This is a genomic window from Thermoplasmata archaeon (assembly GCA_035532555.1).
Taxonomy (GTDB): Archaea; Thermoplasmatota; Thermoplasmata; order Lutacidiplasmatales; family UBA184; genus Lutacidiplasma.
Map to the genome: position 1 here is coordinate 61,001 of DATKQS010000006.1, position 18,176 is coordinate 79,176.

The 18,176-nt window shown below is 68.1% G+C and carries 21 protein-coding genes; 10 read left to right on the forward strand and 11 right to left on the reverse strand.

The window, feature by feature from the left end; all coding sequences use genetic code 11:
• The first annotated feature begins 23 nt into the window (after positions 1-23).
• Positions 24-1,436 (forward strand): CCA tRNA nucleotidyltransferase, encoded by a 1,413-nt coding sequence (gene cca / locus VMV28_01390; GenBank protein ID HUZ79263.1) that lies wholly within the window; start codon positions 24-26, stop codon positions 1,434-1,436.
• Here the strand turns inward: cca and VMV28_01395 are convergent.
• From VMV28_01395 to VMV28_01435, 9 genes are all read right to left on the reverse strand, one after another.
• Positions 1,433-1,798 (reverse strand): hypothetical protein, encoded by a 366-nt coding sequence (locus VMV28_01395; GenBank protein ID HUZ79264.1) that lies wholly within the window; start codon positions 1,796-1,798, stop codon positions 1,433-1,435. The genes cca and VMV28_01395 overlap by 4 nt on opposite strands.
• Before the next feature lie 3 nt (positions 1,799-1,801).
• Positions 1,802-2,722 carry a lipoyl synthase gene (gene lipA, locus VMV28_01400; protein ID HUZ79265.1) on the reverse strand — a complete coding sequence of 307 codons (921 nt, stop codon included), beginning with the start codon at positions 2,720-2,722 and terminating at the stop codon, positions 1,802-1,804.
• Positions 2,723-2,747: 25 nt separating this feature from the next.
• Positions 2,748-3,896 (reverse strand): AAA family ATPase, encoded by a 1,149-nt coding sequence (locus tag VMV28_01405; protein ID HUZ79266.1) that lies wholly within the window; start codon positions 3,894-3,896, stop codon positions 2,748-2,750.
• A 42-nt stretch (positions 3,897-3,938) separates the two neighbouring features.
• The gene (gene tmk / locus VMV28_01410) at positions 3,939-4,577 is read right to left on the reverse strand and encodes a dTMP kinase (GenBank protein ID HUZ79267.1); all 639 of its coding nucleotides are present in this window, start codon (positions 4,575-4,577) and stop codon (positions 3,939-3,941) included.
• Positions 4,574-5,446 carry a TatD family hydrolase gene (locus VMV28_01415; protein HUZ79268.1) on the reverse strand — a complete coding sequence of 291 codons (873 nt, stop codon included), beginning with the start codon at positions 5,444-5,446 and terminating at the stop codon, positions 4,574-4,576. The genes tmk and VMV28_01415 overlap by 4 nt, the downstream gene beginning before the upstream one ends.
• Positions 5,447-5,475: 29 nt before the next feature.
• Entirely contained in the window at positions 5,476-6,024 is a 549-nt protein-coding gene (locus VMV28_01420; protein HUZ79269.1) for a TATA-box-binding protein, read from the reverse strand.
• Between the two features lie 263 nt (positions 6,025-6,287).
• Positions 6,288-6,953, reverse strand: coding sequence for a CoA pyrophosphatase (locus tag VMV28_01425; protein HUZ79270.1), 666 nt, complete (start codon positions 6,951-6,953; stop codon positions 6,288-6,290).
• On the reverse strand, positions 6,950-7,123 hold the full coding sequence (locus VMV28_01430; GenBank protein ID HUZ79271.1) for a hypothetical protein: 174 nt from the start codon (positions 7,121-7,123) through the stop codon (positions 6,950-6,952). Before VMV28_01430 ends, VMV28_01425 begins: the two co-directional genes overlap by 4 nt.
• A gap of 49 nt (positions 7,124-7,172) precedes the next feature.
• Positions 7,173-8,003 carry an alpha/beta fold hydrolase gene (locus VMV28_01435; GenBank protein ID HUZ79272.1) on the reverse strand — a complete coding sequence of 277 codons (831 nt, stop codon included), beginning with the start codon at positions 8,001-8,003 and terminating at the stop codon, positions 7,173-7,175.
• A 395-nt stretch (positions 8,004-8,398) separates the two neighbouring features.
• Here VMV28_01435 and VMV28_01440 point away from each other — a divergent pair, with 395 nt between their 5' ends.
• The 8 genes from VMV28_01440 (at position 8,399) to VMV28_01475 (ending at position 15,344) form a co-directional block, all read left to right on the forward strand.
• A complete protein-coding gene (locus VMV28_01440) occupies positions 8,399-9,025 on the forward strand; it encodes a hypothetical protein (GenBank protein HUZ79273.1) in 627 nt (208 codons plus the stop codon).
• A gap of 65 nt (positions 9,026-9,090) precedes the next feature.
• Positions 9,091-10,554 carry a hypothetical protein gene (locus VMV28_01445; protein HUZ79274.1) on the forward strand — a complete coding sequence of 488 codons (1,464 nt, stop codon included), beginning with the start codon at positions 9,091-9,093 and terminating at the stop codon, positions 10,552-10,554.
• A 4-nt stretch (positions 10,555-10,558) separates the two neighbouring features.
• A complete protein-coding gene (locus tag VMV28_01450) occupies positions 10,559-11,059 on the forward strand; it encodes a zinc ribbon domain-containing protein (GenBank protein ID HUZ79275.1) in 501 nt (166 codons plus the stop codon).
• Positions 11,060-11,179: 120 nt separating this feature from the next.
• The gene (locus VMV28_01455) at positions 11,180-11,683 is read left to right on the forward strand and encodes a hypothetical protein (protein HUZ79276.1); all 504 of its coding nucleotides are present in this window, start codon (positions 11,180-11,182) and stop codon (positions 11,681-11,683) included.
• A 10-nt stretch (positions 11,684-11,693) separates the two neighbouring features.
• Positions 11,694-12,008, forward strand: a complete 315-nt coding sequence (locus tag VMV28_01460) for a hypothetical protein (GenBank protein HUZ79277.1) — start codon at positions 11,694-11,696, stop codon at positions 12,006-12,008.
• 36 nt (positions 12,009-12,044) lie between these two features.
• Entirely contained in the window at positions 12,045-13,199 is a 1,155-nt protein-coding gene (locus tag VMV28_01465) for a beta-ketoacyl synthase N-terminal-like domain-containing protein (GenBank protein HUZ79278.1), read from the forward strand.
• A gap of 88 nt (positions 13,200-13,287) precedes the next feature.
• A complete protein-coding gene (locus VMV28_01470; protein ID HUZ79279.1) occupies positions 13,288-13,620 on the forward strand; it encodes an OB-fold domain-containing protein in 333 nt (110 codons plus the stop codon).
• An 11-nt stretch (positions 13,621-13,631) separates the two neighbouring features.
• Positions 13,632-15,344, forward strand: coding sequence for a long-chain fatty acid--CoA ligase (locus VMV28_01475; protein ID HUZ79280.1), 1,713 nt, complete (start codon positions 13,632-13,634; stop codon positions 15,342-15,344).
• On the opposite strand, the gene VMV28_01480 is transcribed toward VMV28_01475, so the two are convergent.
• The gene (locus VMV28_01480) at positions 15,325-16,518 is read right to left on the reverse strand and encodes an acyl-CoA dehydrogenase family protein (protein ID HUZ79281.1); all 1,194 of its coding nucleotides are present in this window, start codon (positions 16,516-16,518) and stop codon (positions 15,325-15,327) included. The genes VMV28_01475 and VMV28_01480 overlap by 20 nt on opposite strands.
• 2 nt (positions 16,519-16,520) lie before the next feature.
• Positions 16,521-17,306 carry an enoyl-CoA hydratase-related protein gene (locus VMV28_01485; GenBank protein HUZ79282.1) on the reverse strand — a complete coding sequence of 262 codons (786 nt, stop codon included), beginning with the start codon at positions 17,304-17,306 and terminating at the stop codon, positions 16,521-16,523.
• Between the two features lie 129 nt (positions 17,307-17,435).
• Between VMV28_01485 and VMV28_01490 the strand changes: the two genes are divergently transcribed.
• On the forward strand, positions 17,436-18,173 hold the full coding sequence (locus VMV28_01490) for a KEOPS complex kinase/ATPase Bud32 (protein HUZ79283.1): 738 nt from the start codon (positions 17,436-17,438) through the stop codon (positions 18,171-18,173).
• The last annotated feature ends 3 nt before the right edge of the window (positions 18,174-18,176 follow it).

The window sequence follows — 18,176 nt, forward strand, 5'->3', positions numbered from 1 at the left end:
GCGCGGAGGCTCCCCTGTCTGCCATGCCCGCCGGTCGGTCCCGAGAGAGTCCCGCGGCGGCGGCGCAGCGGATCGAAACTCGCGTCCGGGAGCGGATCACCCCCTCTCCGGAGGAGCTCGCCCGCGTCGCTCGCGTGCGGGCCGATCTCGTCCGCGCCGTCCAGCTCGCGGCCGAGGCCCGGAAGAGCCCGCTCGCGCGGGCCCTGGTCGCGGGGAGCGCCGCGCGGGGGACGTTCTTGCGGGACCGGCTGGACATCGACTTCTTCCTCCTCTTCCCGCCCGAGCTCCCACGGGCCCAACTCGAGACCGAGGGTCTCGCGCTGGCCGAGGCGATCCTCACGAAGCCCGAACGCAAGTACGCCGAGCACCCGTACCTCCGGGGAACGTTCCAGGGATACACCGTCGACGTGGTCCCCGGCTACGCCATCTCGGATCCGTCGAAACCGCTCACGGCGGTCGACCGGACGCCGTTCCACGACGAGCACCTCCGGGCCCACCAGACGCCGGCCAACGTCTCGGAGGTCCGGCTCGCGAAGCTGTTCCTGCGCTCGCTCGGGATCTACGGCTCGGAGGCCCGGACCGAGGGGTTCTCCGGCTACTTGGTCGAGCTCGTCATCCTCCAGTTCGGGACGCTGCACGCGCTCCTCGAGGCCGCCCGAAGCTGGCGCCTCCCGGTCCGCCTGTGCCCGCCGGGGAAGGAACCTCCGCGGCTTCCCCCGGACGTCGCGCTCATCCTCCCGGATGCGGTCGATCCGAACCGGAACGTCGCGAGCGCGCTCTCGCCGCGCAACCTCGCGCTGTTCATTCTAGGGGCGGCCGCGTACCTGGAGCACCCCTTGGAAGAGTGGTTCGAACTGCCGAAGCCGCGCCACCTCTCCCGTGCCGATGCTCTCGAACGCGTCACCCGACGGGCGACGCACGTATCGGTGGTGGAAGTGCCCCGCCCGGCGCTCGTGGATGATACGCTGTATCCCCAGCTGCGCAAGGCGGAACGCGCGATCGCCGAGGAAGCGGCCCGCGCCGGGTTCGAGGTCGTCGGTTCCGCATGCGCGGCCGGTCCGGCCGCGCTCCTCGTGCTGGTCGAAGTGGCGCACGGGCGGCTCAGCGCGGTCCGAGTGCAGGATGGGCCCCCGGCGGGTCTCGACCGGGTCGGCTCCTTCCTCGAGAAGTGGACCGCTCCGGGCGCCCCCGTTTCTCAAGGGCCCTACGTCCGCGAGGACGGCCGTCTCGGCATTGAGGTCCGGCGCAGCGAGCGCGACCTCGAGGTCGTGCTCGCCGCGGCGATCCCTCGGCTCTCGCTCGGCAAGGACATCAGCCCAGCGGCGGCCGAACGCACCCAGGTCCGCCGACTCGCCGATCATCCCGAGAGTCCCGAGCTCGATGGGGCCCTGGTCGACCTTCTGGGAAAGCGCCTACCCTGGCTCGGCCCGCGCTAGAACACGCGGATGGTGTCCATCAGCAAGAACCAGGTCGCGAGCCATCCAAAGAAGACGACCGCGTAGAGCGTGGCCCACTCGCCCTTGGTGTAGATGCGCGCGCGCGGGTGGAGCATCGTGACCAGCGAGTACAGGACGATGAGGACGATCAGGGCGATGACCGGCGGGAGCTCCCACGGCAGCGACGCGGTATCGATCGCCCAGGAGATGCCCCCGAGCAGGACGGCGACCCCGCCGGCGATGAGCATCCCGCGGGTGATCTCGTACTCGTGGTTCAAGAACGCGCGATCGTCGAACACCGGGAACTCGAACGGAGGCTCCTCGTCCACCGCGCCGGGCTTCCCGCGGACCTTCTTCGCCATGGCTCACGCCCCCCGCCGTGCGAACGCGCGCCGGTATAGCTCTTCCGCATGGTAGGAACTTCGCACGAGCGGGCCCGCCTCGACTCCCGCGAAGCCGTTTTCGAGCCCCCGGGTCCGGTACCGATCGAACTCCTCGGGAGGAACGTACCGGGCCACCGCGACGTGCTCCGGTCCCGGTCGGAGGTACTGCCCCAGCGTCAGCAGATCGACCTCCGCGGCTCGCAGATCGCGCATCGTCCGCACGAGCGCGTCCTCGCTCTCTCCGAGCCCCAGCATGATCGAGCTCTTGGTCACCAGACCGGGGGACCCGATCGCCCGGGCGCGCCGGAGGACCTCGAGCGAACGCTCGTAGCTGGCGCGGGGATCGCGGACGGAGCGAGAGAGCTCCCGGACGGTCTCGATGTTGTGCGCGAGGACGTCCGGGGGATGTTCGAAGAGCTTCGCGAGCGATTCCTCTCGTCCGGCGAGGTCGCCGATGAGGAGCTCGACCCGGGCGGAGGGAGCTCGTTGTCGGATCTGGCGGACGGTATCGGACAGCACCTCGGCACCTCCGTCCTCGAGGTCGTCCCGGCAGACCTGGGTCAGCACGACATAGCGCAGCCCGGCGCGCTCGACGGCTTCGGCCACGCGCGCGGGTTCGGTCCGGTCGACCACGCCGCGGGGCCAGTGGGTCGTGACCGCACAGAAGCCGCAGCGTCGCGTGCAGTCCGTCCCGAGCAGCATCAGCGTGGCCGTTCCGGCCGACCAGCACTCCGAGAGGTTGGGGCACCTCGCTTCCCGGCAGACGGTTCCGAGCCGGAGCTCCTCCAGCGTGGAGCGCAACTTCCCATACAGCGCGCCCTGAGGCGGGCGAGTGCGGATCCACCTCGGCAGTCGAGGCTCGGGACCCGCTCCCGAAGATGCCGGTGACGCGGGGGAGGACACGACCCGTCGAACCGAGATATCGGGTTTAGGCTTTGCGAGCCCGGCCGTGGCCGAGCCGCTCTTCGATCAGCGTCCCGAGATAGCTCGCGGGGAGCTCGTCCATCGCGACGCTTGAGGACGCTCCGGACGGGCCCGTATCGAGCGCGACGAGGCCGTCGCGCTCGAGCTCCTTGAGCGTGCGCCAGAACGTCGTTCGGCTGATCGGCTTTTCGGCGAATTCCTCCAACAGCGCGGAGTGAGCGGTCCGCAGCTTCTGGCTGGGCACCGAGGACCCCTTGCCCTTCAGGGTACGCGTGAGGGCGAGCAGCACCGTGAGCGCATTGACCGAGAGGCCCTCGAGTTGCGTCTCCGTGACCGTCGAATAGATCGATCCTTTCGCGGCGCGGATGTCCTCCGCGGAGATCGCCCGGTGTCCGGCCTCTTCGGCCACATGGGCGGCGCTCCCGAGGACCTCGATCGCGAAGCGAGCGTCCCCGTTGGGCGCCGCGATCCGCGCGATCTGCTCCAGTGTTTCGTGGGTGTAGCTCGCCGGAGCGAGCGCGACCTCGGCGCGCGCCTCGAGGATGTCCGTCAGCGCGGCCCGGTCGTACGGAGGGAGCGCCATGCGGTGCGTGACCCCGAAGCTCGACCGGCTCGCCGGGTCGAGGTACGGGAGCAGGTCCTCCGTCGCGATCAGGAGCAGCGAGATCGACCCGAGGCCGACCTCTCCGGAGCGGGAGAGGAGGTAGACGAGCTTCGTCTCCTGCCGGACGAGCGCGCTCGCCTCGTCCAGGATGACGAGGTGGTGCCGGGGATGGCGGCGGATCCCCTGCTCGAAGACGTCGAGCATCTCCGGCAGACCGTACCCTCGATCGGGTAGGGAGACATCGACCGCGCGCAACAGATCGAGCACGATCGTCCGATCGCTGGCGCGTCGCCAGGCGTTGATGTAGATCGCCTTGACCGGAGCGGGACCGATGCGGCCGAGTCGTTCGAGATCCGCCGCGAGTCGCTTGGCGAGGGCGGTCTTGCCGCTCCCGACGCCCCCGGTCAGCAGGAGGTGGAACGGAACTCCCTTGGAAAGCGCCTCCCGGTACCGGCGGGTGAGCAGCGCGAGCTCGGCAGTGCGATGGGGCAGCTTCGGCGGAAGGAATGTCGGTTCGAGGGTCTCCTCCCGAACGAGGATCGCACCCACGTCTTCCTCCCTGGTGAGGGGCGAGGCATCTTGGGTAGGATATCACCTTCGACGCCGCGGCCGGGTCCGGCTCCGAGCCGCGAGCTTGTTTCGGATCGACCTCGCGGCCGCGTCGGCGACCTCCCGAGCCGTGTTCCGCGCATCGACCACGAGCCAGCCATTCCGACGGGCGAATCGCCGGTAGGCACGCGCGACGCGCTCCTGGGTCCGCCGCCGCTCGAGCGGGCTCTTCGCCGAGGCGCGGGATCCGACGCGACGCATCGCCTCGGTCGGATCGAGGTCGATCAGAATCACCTGGTCGGGCTCTACGGTGGCGTGGGCCTGGAGCCCGGCCAGCTTCCGCTGCCGCTCGGGAGCGAGCGCGCTCCCCTGGTAGGCGAGGGTCGACCAGTAGGAGCGGTCGGTGAGCACGACGGACGCCGCGCGAAGATCGCGTTCGAGATCCGCGCGGGCGAGGTAGCGGTCGAGCGTGAAGTACACCGCGCCGGTCCACGGATCCTGTACGCTCGCGGCCTGAGCCTTCCGATTGAGTTCGGCGGATGCGGGCTCCCTGCGGGTCAGCACGCGCAGTCCCTCTCGGCGGAGGCGCGAGGCCACGCGGCGAACGGCCGTGGACTTCCCGGCTCCGTCGATTCCCTCGAAGGCGACGTACCACGCTCGGCGCGGGGCGTTGCCCTTCATGGAGAGGCCCCCTTCCCGATCTCGGGGGCCCAACCGTACACCTGCCGGATCGAGTCGACGAACGGGATACGCAGTTGCTCTGCGGCAGTGGTCGAGCGCTCCGCGATGGCGCGCGCCCTCCTCGGCACTGTTGCGAGATCGAGCACGGCACCGGGGCGAGCGGGGTCGTCCAGGAAGTCGGTCTCGAGGAACCAAGGGCCGGGGTCCGCGAGGGCCCGATCGACCAGCTCGCGCCGCGCGAGGAAGGACGGGGCGACTCCGGCCCGATCCGGCTCGGCGACGTAGCGGCGGGCGTAGTGCTTGATCAAACGATGCGCGGGAAGGCCGGCGGCTCGGCCGAGCGCGGCGATCGCGCGGTACCCGTTCGCGTCAAGATCCTCGCAGTGGATCACCGCCGGACAGTCGGAGTCCCGGGCGACCTCGAGGGCGTGACGGAACGCCTCTTCGCACGCCGCGCGCGTGGCCGCATCGACCTCGAAGTGAGGACGTCCGACCTCTCCGATGGCCACCGCGCGGTGCTCGCGGACCCACCGTCCCGCGAGATCGAGCGCGGCCCGTTGCAGATCGAGAGCGGCCGGTAGGCCGATCGACGAGGAAACGTGAACAAGATCGATCGGGTACGGCGCGACCACGGAGTAGACCACCACCCCGACCTCGTCGTGGATCTGGCGTCCGAGGCGCTCCGTGACCTCGAACTGTTGAGCGTAGTCCGCGACCGAGCTCGGGGGCCGGCCGGCGTAGTTCTGCGTGGCAAGGAAGAGGTGAGTGCCGCCGGCGGAGTGGAAGCGGCGTGCGGCCGCAACGCCTTCCCCGGTCGGCGACAGATGACAGTGGTGATCGACGACCGGAAGGTCGGAAGGGAACGGCACGGCGTCCGTCCCGGGGCCCGGAGCGCCTCCTAGCGCAGGAGGCCGGCGCCCTGGAGCTCCTTGGTGATCTTCTTGACCGCGACCTCGACATCGGAGGGTTTGCGCGCCCCCGTGCAGACCAGCTTGCCGCTTCCGAAGAGGAGCACGACGACGCGCGGGTCCTGGATCCGGCAGACCAACCCGGGGAACTGCTCGGGCTCGTACTCGACTCGGTCGAGACCGAGAGTGACGGCGATCGCGTTGAGGTTGATCTCGCTTTCCAGATCAGAGCTCGCGACGATGTTCTGGACGGCGATCTTGGGCTTCAAGATGATCTTCTGTCCGCCCTTCTTGATCTGCGCGGCCACGGTGTGGATCGAGTCCTCGACCTCCTTCATGCTCTTCGCGCCGGTGCAGACGACCTTCCCGGAGCGGAACAATAGGATCGCCGTCTTCGGCTTCTTGAGCCGGTAGATCAGGCCCGGAAACTGCTCCGGCTCGTACTCCGCGCCGTCCAGGCCGAGGGCGATCGACTGAAGATCGAGCTCATCACCCAACGAGGTCGATGCGACCACGTTCTCGATACGAATCTTGACCATGGTTTCGAGGTTGAAGTATTTAGGCCGTTATTTAAATGTATTTAAAGCGCCTGCCGCGCCTGGGGGTCCAGCGCTATTCCCCGACGGGCAGGTCGAACGTGCCCCACCGGCCGCGCCCGGAGCATCTCATGTACCGCTTCGAGTCCAGCTGTACTGCACTCGGGGAAGCGCCCACGAAGAAGTCGTAGTCGAATTTTGTCCTTCGCATCGCCGGCAGGTCAAGGGAAACTCTTGCATGGTGAAGAGCGGTGCTCTCGAGGTGCTTACCCCGTTCGGCGGGCTCGGTTCAAGTCGGGAACGCTGGACGACTCGCGGACGGCACGATTGTCCTCGGGATCGTCCGGGTATCCGAAGAACTTGAGCAAGAGCCGGCGGGTGAAGCCCCAGAGAACGTGATCTGCGTACATCACCGCGGGAACCTCCATCGTCCCGCGGTCGGTGGGTCGCGGCACACGCTCCGATCGCTCCAGGGCGGAGCGGGGGAGCCAAAAGATGCTCGCGACCTCCGTCGGGCTGTGCGCCGTCGGGCCGGGGGCCGGGTCGCCGAGCTCGGCGGCGAAGACGGCAACATCCATGGAGAAGGCCCGCGCGGGCTCGATCCCCACGAATCGTGGGGCCGAACGGAGGTCCCCGGGCCGGAGACCGACCTCTTCCGCGCATTCCCGCAAGGCGGTCTCGGCGAGCGAACGATCGCCCTCTTGCACGTGGCCTCCAGGGAGCGCGATCTGACCGGAGGCCCGATCGTTGGAGCGGATCGCGCGCTCGATGAGGAGGGTCTCGATGTCGCGAGCGCCCTCGCGCAGGATGATCAATACGGCCGCTCCCGCAAGGTTCGTGGGTAGAGCCGTGGGAGCGAAGCGTTGGAGCAGGGCGGGGATGCGGTCGCCCGGAGGCTTGGAGTGTGGTTCTTTTCCGCCGGTCGCGCTCACGCTTGCCAGTCGTACGTGACCTTGGACCGGACGACCTTCTGGTCGACCGGGTGCTCCCCGCGCTCGGCCGCGGATCGTTCGAGATCCACGATGCGGTCCTTGAGCGCTTGGATCTCGCGCTCCATTGCGCGCAGGCGAGCCTCCACTTCGGGGGGAACGGGATTCGCCATCGGTGCTGGTCCTCTGGAGGGCGGACGGGGCCTTAACCTCGGCCCCCCCTCATGGTGCCGGACCTGACGGACCCGCGGCCGCGGAGCTCGCCCCGGCCGATTGGAGGAAGCCCGAAATCGCCTGCGCGGTCTCGGTCGGTCGCTCCACGGGGATCATGTGGCCCGTGTCCCGGAACAGTCGGAGCTCGGAACCCGGGATCGATTGACGCAGGAATCGTCCGTGCGACCCGTCGATGACCCGGTCGTCCATCGCCTGGATGATCAGGGTCGGGAGCCGGATCCGCAAGAGGCGGCCCCGGAGGTCGAAGCTCTGGATGGCACGCCCCCACAACGCGACCGCGCGGAAGGAACGCTCGTCGAACTGCGATCGCATCCGGTCCAGATAATCGAGGTGCGCTTCGATCCACTCGGGGTAGTACAGGTCCTTGACCAGCAGGAGCAGTAGGGCCTCGCGCCCCTCGGTCTCGTAGGTCTTCGCCCAGTTCTCTCCGACCTCCTTCGTGTGGGGATCGCAGCGAGCCGACGCGCCGAGCACCGTCAGGCTCACCAGGCGCGTCGGATGATCGAGGGCCATGCGCATCGCGAGGAACCCTCCCGCGCTCAGGCCGACCAGGTGGCAGCGCGCGAGCCCCCGTTTCTCCAACAGCTGGAGGAGGTCCCTCTCCAGCTCCTCGAAGGAGAAGCGCGAATTCTCGCCGTCGGAGGACCGTCCGTGACCCCGCAAATCGGGCGCGATCACTCGGAACTTGTCCGAAAGGAGAGGGATGACGCCGTTCCACACCTGATGGTCGCCCCCGAGCCCATGGAGGAGAACCAGCGCCGGACCGTTCCCTTCCTCCCGAGCGTACAGTTCCACGGGAGGGGAGATGGGCTCCGACATGACCCCGCAACGGAGCCTCCCGTCTTAACAGCTAGTCCAGGTTCCGAGGTGATGCCGCGTTTCCCGGGCCGGTGATGCTAACGATTGGGCAGATCCGGGCTTCGGTCCGATCCCGAGCCGGCCCAGTCTCAGTTGAAGCGGATTCGGGACGTGTCCCTTCGTGGGTAGATCCGCGCCTCAGAGGACGATATCCCCGCTCTCCGCGGAAGGCACGTTGTTCGCGTCCGCCCTGATGATTCGAAGCCGCTCCACAGAGCTCCCGTACTAGGCGTCGGAATCCGACAGCCCCGGTATCGAGGGAGGTCGCCCGTCGATTTCTACCCGCGAATGCGCGCGAAGGGCACGGGCGTTCGATTCCGCACGCCTAAATACTGCCCCATCGGTGGTAGGCCGCGATGTCGCGCGGCGTGATGCTGATGAGCGGTGGGATCGACTCGCCGGTCTCGCTGTACTACCTCCTCCGCCAGGGTCACGAGATGATCACCGTCCACATGGACAACCGACCGTTCACCGACGATTCGCCGCTGGAGAAGGTCGTGGACCACCTCCAGGTGCTGCGCGAGCGCTTCCACCAGCCCATCCCGCTGTATGTCCTGCCGCACGGACCGACCCAGATCACGCTGATGCGGAACACCGATCGCCACGTGGGTTGCGTGCTCTGCCGCCGGTTCATGTGGCGATCGGCAGAGCGGATCGCGGAACGGGAGAACGCGACGTTCCTCGCGACCGGCGAATCCCTCGGTCAGGTCGCATCGCAAACGCTCAGCAACATGCGCTCCGCGACCTCGAGCGTACGCCTGCCGATCGTCCGACCGCTCATCGGATTCGACAAGATCGAGATCGAGACGGTGGCGAAGGAGATCGACACCTACGAGATCTCCACCCGCCCGGGCCTCTGCTGCCAGGCCGTCCCCGACAAGCCGGCGACGCGCTCGAACCTTGTCCAGATCCTGGGCGAAGAGGAGCGGATCGATGTCGACGACATGATCGAGGAGTGCATCCGCAAAGCCATCGTGATGTGACGGGATCGGGTGCGGACACCTCGAACCGGCCGAGCCTCTATTAGGACCGCGAGCTTGTTCGAGCCGTGGCCGCGTGGGGCAGCGGATTCGCCGCTCCGTGGGCCCTCGGTCTGTATATCGGGACCTTCGCGATCCTCGGCTGGCTCGTATTGTGGTACGAGAGGGAAGCTCAGGGCGCTTCGAGCGGATGGGCCCACCGCTGGGTCGCGCGGCTCACGGGCGGAAGCGACCTCTCCTGGATCGATGCGCGGCTCCTGACGGCGGTCGCCGCCGGAGCGTTCGCGCTCGGTGCGATCGCGAACGCAGCGTTGGGAGCGTACGCCTGCAGTGCCCCCGGTCCCTCCGACCTCACGACGCTCTTCACCTCGGGCCAGGAATTCCTGCGGGGGGGCGATCCGTTCACGATCACCGCCTGCGGGGTCTCAGGAAACCCGGTGCCCGCCGGAATGGCGTCGGTCCTCCTCGACGCGCTCGGCAGCCTCGGCGGGGAGGTGGGGACCCTACTGGTCTGGGGAGCGGTCTCCGTCGCGCTCGTGCCGCTCGTCTGGAGCCTCGCTGGCACGCGCCGGGCCGTGACGACCGTCGGAATCCTCGTCTCGTTCCTCTATCTACCGGTGGTCGCGGTCCAGGTGGATGGCGCGAGCCTCGCGATCGTTCCGCTGGCCGTGCTCCTCGTGCTTTACCTCGCCCGTCGCGGTTGGGCGCGGGCGGCGGCCATCGGCGGGTTCCTCGCGACGGGACGGTTCCCCGCGCTGTTCCCGATCTTGGCCGCGACCGGTCGTGCCGGAGCGCGCCGGGCGATCGCCTTCGCGAGCGCGCTGGGGATCTTTGCGGCCGTCACGCTGATCTCGATCGCAATCTACGGGAGCGCCTTCCCCGGTCCGGTGTTCTTCGCCCAGTTCGCCCGCGGGGATTCCTCGCTGAACTACTGGGGCGTCCTGCAGGGCGAGGGCTGGCTCAACACCTCGAGCGCGCTGACGATCGTTCAGGCCTCGCTCACCATCGTCCTCGTGGGAGTGACGTGGGTGTGGGCTCGCTCCGCGCTCGGAGCGATCGCGATCGTCCTGACGGGCACGGTCCTGCTGACTCAGTATCTCTCCTTCACGGCCCTGATCTTCCTCCTTCCGGTCGCCCTGTTCGGTTCCCGGGCGCGATGGTGGCTGTGGGCGATCGGGCTCGTTGCGATCTCGAACTACCTCCTCGCCATCCAGTCCTACGCGTCGATCGGCGGCTCCGCGATTCCATCGTACGTTCTGGATCTCGCTCTCACGGTGCTGGTCCTCGGATTGCTGATCGAGTTGCTCCGGACGGAACTGGCCCGGTATCCGAGCCCTGAAGGTTCGATCGAGGCGGCGATGTCCGGGGACGAGCGGCCGGCACCGCGCGCCCGCGATTCGCCATCTCGAGCGAGCGGCCTCCATCCAACGCCCCTGAGGAGCCGACTCGGACGGGAGAACGCCGAATCCTACCCTCGCGGGGCGGCACCGCGTCGCGAGCCGACGCTTGAAATACGCGAGCGCGTCATCTAGGACGATGGCGCCGAGCTCGACGCCGACCTATCCGGTCGGCGCGTACTACCTGACGATCTTCGGCGGGATCGTCATCGCGTTCGTCGGCGTGATTCTGTTCTTCGCCGGCATTACCTTCACGATCTTCTTCTCGGAGGTCGGGACGACGATCCTGATCTTCTCGTTCCTGGGAGTCCTGGTCGGACTGCTGCTGCTCGTGTGCGCGTGGATGCTGCGGCACACGCACCGGTGGACCTCCGCGATCGGAGTGCTGATCGTGCTCCTCGCCGGAGCGAGCCTGCCGTTCACGCTGGGCGGATTCGGCTTCGGCTTCATCCTCGCCCTAGTCGGAGGGATCCTCGCCATCCTGTGGAAACCGTCCGCCCGTGGCCCGATGTTCGTCTACACCACCCCCGCCGGCGCGTCTCCCAACCTCCCATCGCTCCAGCGCGTTTGTCCGGCATGCGGCGCGATGAGCTCGCCGGGCTCGACGTTCTGCTCGAAGTGCGGGAAACCGTACGCCTGAACGCGAGGCCCGTACTCTTGGGAACGGCGTCCGGTACCCGGTACCCCGAGCTCCAGGACCGAGAGCGTATTCGGCCGATTGGACTCGGCTTGAAATAGGCGAAGGGGCGTGAAATGCCCGATGCCGCCCGAAGGCTCCGAGGAGCTCCGCCCGATCGCTTCCCTCCTGGCACGCATTGGAGGGGTCCTGATCCTTCTCGGGGGTCTGCTCACGCTGATCTTCGCGGCGGTCAACTACTACCCCGGGTACCGGCCCGGCCCGGTGGACCACTCCTTCTGGGGGGGCCTCATCGTCGGCTTCATCGCCGTCATCCTGGGGTTCGTAATCTTCGCTCTCGGCGAGCGCCTGAAGCCCGGCCACTCCGATGTGGTCCTTTGGAGCGTGGTGATCGTGGCCCTCGCCGCGATCAGCCTCGCCGCAGAGGGTTGGTTCACGGCGATCGGGTTCATCTTCGCCCTGATCGCGGGGATCCTCGGGATCATCTGGGCCGTGATCCAGACCTCGGGGACTCCTCCCCCGGTGCCCCCGATGCTGTACGCGCGCGCCTGTCTGTCGTGCGGAGCGCTCAACTCGGGCTCGGCCGCCTACTGCCAGAGCTGCGGGAAACCGCTCAATCGGCCGTAGGAGCTCCGGCGTGACGCCTCGGTCCTCATCGGTCTCCCCCGTGTACGAGACCGTGCGCCTCTGCTCGGGGAAGGGATCCTACGAGGCTCTTCCTCGGAGGGGCTATACCTTCGATCTCGAGCGCGCGCGCCACCTACTGGAATCGGAGGGGATCCCCGTCACCAACGCGCGTGTGATGCTGATCGTCTCGACGAAACCGGAGATTACCCTGAGCCGCAATGGGCGGATCCTGATCAAGACCCGGGACCCCCGTGAGGCGGAACGCGCCCTCGACTCCCTCTTGGAGCATCTCCGGCTGCCGGGGCGGGCTTCCCGGTCAGGTTAAAGACCCGAACGTTCTCGTACGATCCCCGAGGGATCGATGCGCGAGACGTGGGTCGTCGCAGCCGCTTCCAACCGGTACGGCAAGATGAAGGAGAGCGGCCGGGAGGCCGCCACGCGCGTCGCCTGGGAAGCGATCGAGCGCTCGGGCCTTGCCCCGAAGGACATCGGCTACACGTTCGTCTCGAACGCCTTCGGAGTGGCCGAGCGCCAAGCCCATGTCGGGCCGCTCATCAACACCTCGCTCGGGATCCCGGACGTGCCGTCGTGCACGATCGAATCCGCCTGTTCGAGCTCGAGCGCCGGGCTCCACGAGGCGTTCGTCCACGTGGCGGGAGGCTTCGCCGACGCGGCGCTCGTCGTGGGCGTCGAGAAGTTGTCGCACCTCGACACGCTCGCGGCGACGAGCTACTTCGCCATGGGCGCGGACTACGCCTTCGAGACCAAGAACGGGGCGACCTTCCCCGGGCTCTACGCGACCCTCGCGGACGCCTACCAGCACGCCTTCCGCACCCAGCCCGAGATGTTCGGATCGATCGCCATCAAGAACCATGCGAACGCCGCGCTCAACCCGCATGCTCAGTTCCGCAAGCCGATCTCCCTCGACGTCTACCTCAACTCCCCGGTCATCGCCTCGCCCTTGCGCCTGTACGACTGCTGCCCGTTCTCCGATGGCGCCGCGGCGGTGGTGGTCGCGGCCCGGGAGTTCGTCCGGACGCCGAAGACCGAGCCGCTCGTCATCCGGGCCAGCGCCCGCTCCGGATCGATCGGCGACATGCACGATCGGCCGGACCTCCTCGGACTCCCCGCGACCCGCACCGCCTCCCAGAAGGCGTTCCGCCAGGCGAAGATGGAGCCGAAGGATATTGACTTCCTGGAGGTCCACGACTGCTTCACGATCGCCGAGGCCCTTGCGCTCGAGGATCTCGGATTCTACCCCCGGGGGACCGCGGCCCGCGAATCCCTCGAGGGATCCACGGCGTTGCACGGGCGACTTCCCGTGAACCCCTCCGGCGGCCTGAAGGCGAAGGGGCACCCCGTCAGCGCGACCGGGGCGGGCCAGGTCGTCGAGATCTTCGAGCAGTTCAATGGGCTCGCGGGCGCACGGGCCGTCCCGAAGACCGACACCGCCCTCGCGCACAACGTCGGAGCCACGGGAAGTTCCTGCTCGGTCCACATCTTCTCGCGGCGCTGAAGGAGCGATCGATACGACCGATTCCTCCGAACCGACCGCGTCTCACTCGATCGCGGACTACGTCCGGGCCTACGAGGAAGAGCATCGGTTGCGAGGCTACCGCTGCCCGAACTGCCAATTCGTGACGGCGACCTGGTCGCTCGCCTGCCCCCGATGCGGAGCGGCCCGGCTCGGCGAGATCGATCTCTCGGGCCGGGGGCGGGTCGTCGCGCACACGGTTCAGAACGTGCCGGGGGACGAGTTCCTGAACGAGGCCCCGTATGCCTACGTTATCGTCGAGCTGGAGGAGGGAGGCCGGATCACGGGATGGATGCCGACGGTCCGCCGGGAGGAGGACCTGGCGATCGGCGATCACGTCCGCTTCTCCGGCAGCTACAAGCCGGGAGTGCAGTTCGTCAAGGACGAGCCGCGCGCGGAGTAGGAGTTCGATCGGTGAGCGCACCCCCTTCCACGGATCCCGCGCGACCCTGGCTGGGCCAGTACCCGCCGAAGGTTCCGGCCCATGTCCCGATCCCGCCGGGGACGCTGCAGGCCGTGATCGGCGAGTCCATGCGCAATCTTCCGGACCACACGGCCCTGATCTACTACGGTCGGAGATGGACGTACCGGCAGCTCGACCAGGAGAGCGCCCGGTTCGCTGCGAGCCTTCGGCGGGAGGGGGTCCGTCCCGGAGATCGCGTTGCGCTGTACCTTCCGAACTGCCCAGCCTATCCGATCGCGTTCCTGGGGGTGCTCCGGGCCGGGGCGATCGTCGTCCAGGTCAGCGCGCTGTACTTCGGGGACGATCTCGTCGCGCTGCTGAAGGACTCCCAGCCGAAGGCGGTCGTCACGCTCGAGATCCTCTACCCGAACTTGGAACGGATCCGGGGCGCCTTCTTCGCGCCGGTAGTGTACGTGGCTCGCCTGCGCGAATTCTATCCGGCCCGGACTCGCCCGTTCGTGAACATGGTCCTCCGCCGCCAGGGACGCGACACGAGGGTTCCCCACGGGCCGGAGATCCGCCTTTGGGGCAAGGTCGTCCGGACCCCGGGAACGATCGACGATCACGTCTGCGATCCGGCGACGACCGTGGCGGTGTTCCAATACACCGGAGGCACCACCGGGCTCGCCAAGGCGGCGATGCTCACACATCGCAACCTCCTGGCGAACATCACCCAACTGAACACGTGGAACACCCTCCGCGACTCCGGCCACGAAACGATCCTCGCCTCGATCCCGTTCTTCCACATCTACGGACTGACCGTGGCGCTCCTCCTCGGTCTGGTCGATGGGGACGCGGTGCTCATCCAGACACGGCCGGACATCCCCGAGGCGCTCAAGCTCATCGACCGGTATCAGCCGACTCAACTTCCCGGGGTCCCCGCGCTGTACATGGGCCTGATCCGGTTCCCCGACATCGGCAAGTTCCACCTGCACTCGATCAAGTTCTGCATGAGCGGCTCGGCCCCGCTCCCGGTCGAGGTCATGCGCCGCTTCGAAGCGCTGACAGGGGCCCGGCTCATCGAGGGGTACGGCCTCAGCGAGGCGTCGCCGGCGACCCACGCGAATCCCGTGGAGGGCGCGCGGAGAGCCGGCTCGATCGGTCTGCCCCTTCCCGACACCGATCAGCGGATCGTGGATCTCGAGACCGGGAAGAACGATGTGGCCCCCGGTGAGGTGGGCGAACTGTGCGTGCGCGGCCCGCAGGTGATGGCGGGCTACTTCCACAGCGCCGCCGACACGAGCGCCGCGCTCGTCGACGGCTGGCTCCACACGGGGGACGTCGCGCGGATCGACGCGGACGGCTGGGCCTACATCGTCGATCGCAAGAAGGACATGATCAACGTCGGTGGATTCAAGGTCTACCCGCGGGAGGTCGAAGAAATCCTCTTCCAACACGCGGCGGTCGCGGACGTCGCCGTGGTCGGGGTCCCCGATGCCGAGCATGGGGAGGTGGTCCGCGCCTACGTGGTCCTCAAGCCCGGTGCGAGCGCTACGGCGCCGGAGCTGATCGACTTCGTCCGCGAGCGGCTCGCGCACTACAAGGCGCCCCGCTCGATCGAGTTCCGCTCGGAGCTTCCCCGCAGCGGGATCCAGAAGGTGCTCCGGCGTGTCCTGCACGCGGAAGCGATCGCGAAAGCGACGGCTACAAGCCCCGGCCCATGAGATCGCGCGAGATCACGAGCCGCTGGATCTCGTTCGTCCCCTCGAAGATCTCGCTGATGCGCGCATCCCGGTAGGCGCGCTCGATCGGCGTGCCGCGGATGTACCCCAAGCCCCCGTGGATCTGGAGCGCCTCGTCGATCACGTCCGCGGCCCACTCCGACGCGAGGCACTTGACGATCGCCGCCTCGCGCGTCTTCTCCAATCGCTCGAGGTGGCTCCACGCCTTCGGGTTCGTCCCGAGGCGGTCCTGGCGCGCGGCGGCGTGGTAGACCATGTAGCGGAGCGCGTGGATGTGCATCGCCATGTCGGCGAGCTTGAACTGGATGACCTCGTACTCGCTGATGGGCAGTCCGAACTGGGTCCGGTTCTTGGCGAACTCCATCGCCTGGGTCGTGGCCGCCTGCATGCCGCCCAGCGAGGCGGCCCCGAGCGAGACCCGGCCGACGTCGAGGGCGGTCATCGCCACGTGGAATCCCTTGCCGACCTCCCCGAGGACGTTCTCGGGGCCGACCTCGACGTGATCGAGGATGAGCTCCGCGGTGGAGGTGCCGTGCAGGCCCATTTTCTTCTCGCATCGCCCCACTCGGAACCCCGGCGAGTTCGTGTCCACGAGGAAGGCGCTCACTCCGCCGTTCGGGCCGAGCTTCGCGTTGTTCGCGGCCATCACGATGATGGTGTCGGCCTCCCGGCCGTTCGTGCAGTAGAGCTTCGTTCCCGTGATGCGCCAGCGATCTCCCGCCGCCTCCGCGATCGTGTGGACGGCGCCGGAGTCCGAGCCGGATCCGGGCTCGGTGAGGGCGAAGGCGAGCAGCTTCTCCCCTTTCGCGGCGGGCACGAGCCAGCGCTTCTTCTGGGCTTCCGTCCCGTAGTACAGAAGCGGGGTCGTGCCGAGCGACGTGTGGGCCCCGAGGATGGTGCCGTGGGACGCGTCGACCCGGCCCATCTCTTCGAGCAGGATGCAGTATCCGACCTTGCCGAGACCGAGGCCGCCGTACTCCTCGGGGATCGGGACCCCGAAGAACCCCTCCTCCTGCATTCGGCGGACCGTCGCGCGCGGGAACTCCTCCTTCTCGTCCATCTCGACCAGGATCGGGGCGACCTCGCGCTCAAGGAAGGAGCGGACGGCCGTGCGGAACGCCTCCTGGTCGGCGGTGAACGAGAACTCGAACGGCATCGCTAGGCTCCCCGGAACTTCGGCGGTCGATGTTCAACGAAGGCGGCAATCCCCTCTCCGAGGTCCTCGCTCGGCAGCACCTCGGTCTCGAACAGCTTCGTCTCGAGCTCGATCCCCTCGGAGAGCGAACGCTCTCGTCCTTCGTTGATCGCGCGCTTCGAGGCCTGAACGGCCTTCGGTGCCTTCTGGGCGATGGTGTGCGCGAGGTCGCGGGCGGCGCGCAGCTCCTGCCCCGCCGGAACGACCTTGTTCACCAACCCCAGTCGGAGCGCCTCGGCGGCCGAGATCATCGTTCCGGTGAAAATGAGCTCCTTGGACTTCGCCGATCCCAGGAGACGGGAGAGGCGCTGCGTGCCCCCGTACGCGGGCATGAGACCGAAGTTGACCTCGGGAGCCCCGAGCTTCGCGGACTCTCCCGCGACCCGGAGATCGCAGGCGAGTGCGAGCTCGAGGCCGCCTCCGAGCGCCAGACCGTTGATCGCGGCGATCACGGGCACGCGGAGCCCCGCGATGCGGCCGAAGAGGTCGTGGCCCTTACGGACGATCTCCACCGCCCGGTCGAGACCGAGCGTCGCCATCTCTTTCAGGTCGGCACCCGCACTGAAGAACTGGCCGTCCCCCGTCAGGATCAGGGCGCGCGCGTTCGCGTTTGCGGCGAGTTCCCGGATCTGTGCGTCGAGCTCGCTCAGGAGCGACGTGCTCAGGGCGTTGACCGGCGGGTGCTTGAGAATCAACAGCTCGACCCCGTCTTCCTCGCTCTTCTTCCCGACTAGGCCCGTGGCTGCCATCTTCCGACCTCCTCCGGTCGAGGTCCGGTTGCCAAATAACGCATCCTCCTGCTCCGCGCGACGGCGCGCGCCGTCGCACGGTCGACCATCGCACCCACCCGCGGGGCCACGCTATAGTAGGCCTCCGACGTGGACCTCGCGTTCCGCCCGCCGTCGAACACCGGCCGCGGGACTCGGACGAACGGAGAAGCGGACGTGGGCAAGCCGAAGACGGACGACAGCTCTCCCGCGGCGGGCCGAGTGGTCCACCGGGGAGCGGAGGCGACCCTGCGCGCGGTCGATTGGTGGGGATTCCCGGCGATCGTGAAGGATCGTGAGGCCAAGGGGTATCGGCCCAAAGCGCTGGATGAGCGCCTGCGGCGCGAGAGAACCCGGACGGAGGCCCGGCTGCTCCTCGACGCTCGTCGCGCGGGAGTGCGCACGCCCATCGTCTATGACGTGGACGTGCTCCACCACCGGCTCGTTCTCGAGGAACTTCCCGGACCGACCTTGAAGTCGATCCTAGAAGATCCAAACCTCGCGCCGACGCTCGTGCGCGGGGCCGTCCGGTCCTTGGGGATGGCGCTCGGCAAGCTGCACGCCGGCGGGATCTCCCACGGAGACCTGACGAGCTCCAACGTGCTCTACCCGGACGGCCCGGAAGCCCTGCCGGCGCTGCTCGATCTATCGATGGGTACGCGGAGCCCGGGGGTCGAGGAACTCGGCATCGATCTCCACCTCGTGGAAGAGGACCTGCGAGCGCTGAGCCCGGAGAGCGAGGCACTCACCCGCGCATTCCACGAAGGATACGCGATCGGGAATCCGAACGGCCAGACCGCGGTCCGCACGCGAGCGAAAGAGATCCGGGGCCGGGTCCGGTATGCCTGAGCG

Coding starts and splice junctions, on each gene's coding strand:
- cca (HUZ79263.1), top strand. CDS start 24: ATGCCCGCCGGTCGGTCCCGAGAGAGTCCCGCGGCGGCGGCGCAGCGG.
- VMV28_01395 (HUZ79264.1), bottom strand. CDS start 1,798: ATGGCGAAGAAGGTCCGCGGGAAGCCCGGCGCGGTGGACGAGGAGCCT.
- tmk (HUZ79267.1), bottom strand. CDS start 4,577: ATGAAGGGCAACGCCCCGCGCCGAGCGTGGTACGTCGCCTTCGAGGGA.
- VMV28_01420 (HUZ79269.1), bottom strand. CDS start 6,024: ATGGTCAAGATTCGTATCGAGAACGTGGTCGCATCGACCTCGTTGGGT.
- VMV28_01430 (HUZ79271.1), bottom strand. CDS start 7,123: ATGGCGAATCCCGTTCCCCCCGAAGTGGAGGCTCGCCTGCGCGCAATG.
- VMV28_01435 (HUZ79272.1), bottom strand. CDS start 8,003: ATGTCGGAGCCCATCTCCCCTCCCGTGGAACTGTACGCTCGGGAGGAA.
- VMV28_01440 (HUZ79273.1), top strand. CDS start 8,399: ATGTCGCGCGGCGTGATGCTGATGAGCGGTGGGATCGACTCGCCGGTC.
- VMV28_01450 (HUZ79275.1), top strand. CDS start 10,559: ATGGCGCCGAGCTCGACGCCGACCTATCCGGTCGGCGCGTACTACCTG.
- VMV28_01455 (HUZ79276.1), top strand. CDS start 11,180: ATGCCGCCCGAAGGCTCCGAGGAGCTCCGCCCGATCGCTTCCCTCCTG.
- VMV28_01465 (HUZ79278.1), top strand. CDS start 12,045: ATGCGCGAGACGTGGGTCGTCGCAGCCGCTTCCAACCGGTACGGCAAG.
- VMV28_01480 (HUZ79281.1), bottom strand. CDS start 16,518: ATGCCGTTCGAGTTCTCGTTCACCGCCGACCAGGAGGCGTTCCGCACG.
- VMV28_01485 (HUZ79282.1), bottom strand. CDS start 17,306: ATGGCAGCCACGGGCCTAGTCGGGAAGAAGAGCGAGGAAGACGGGGTC.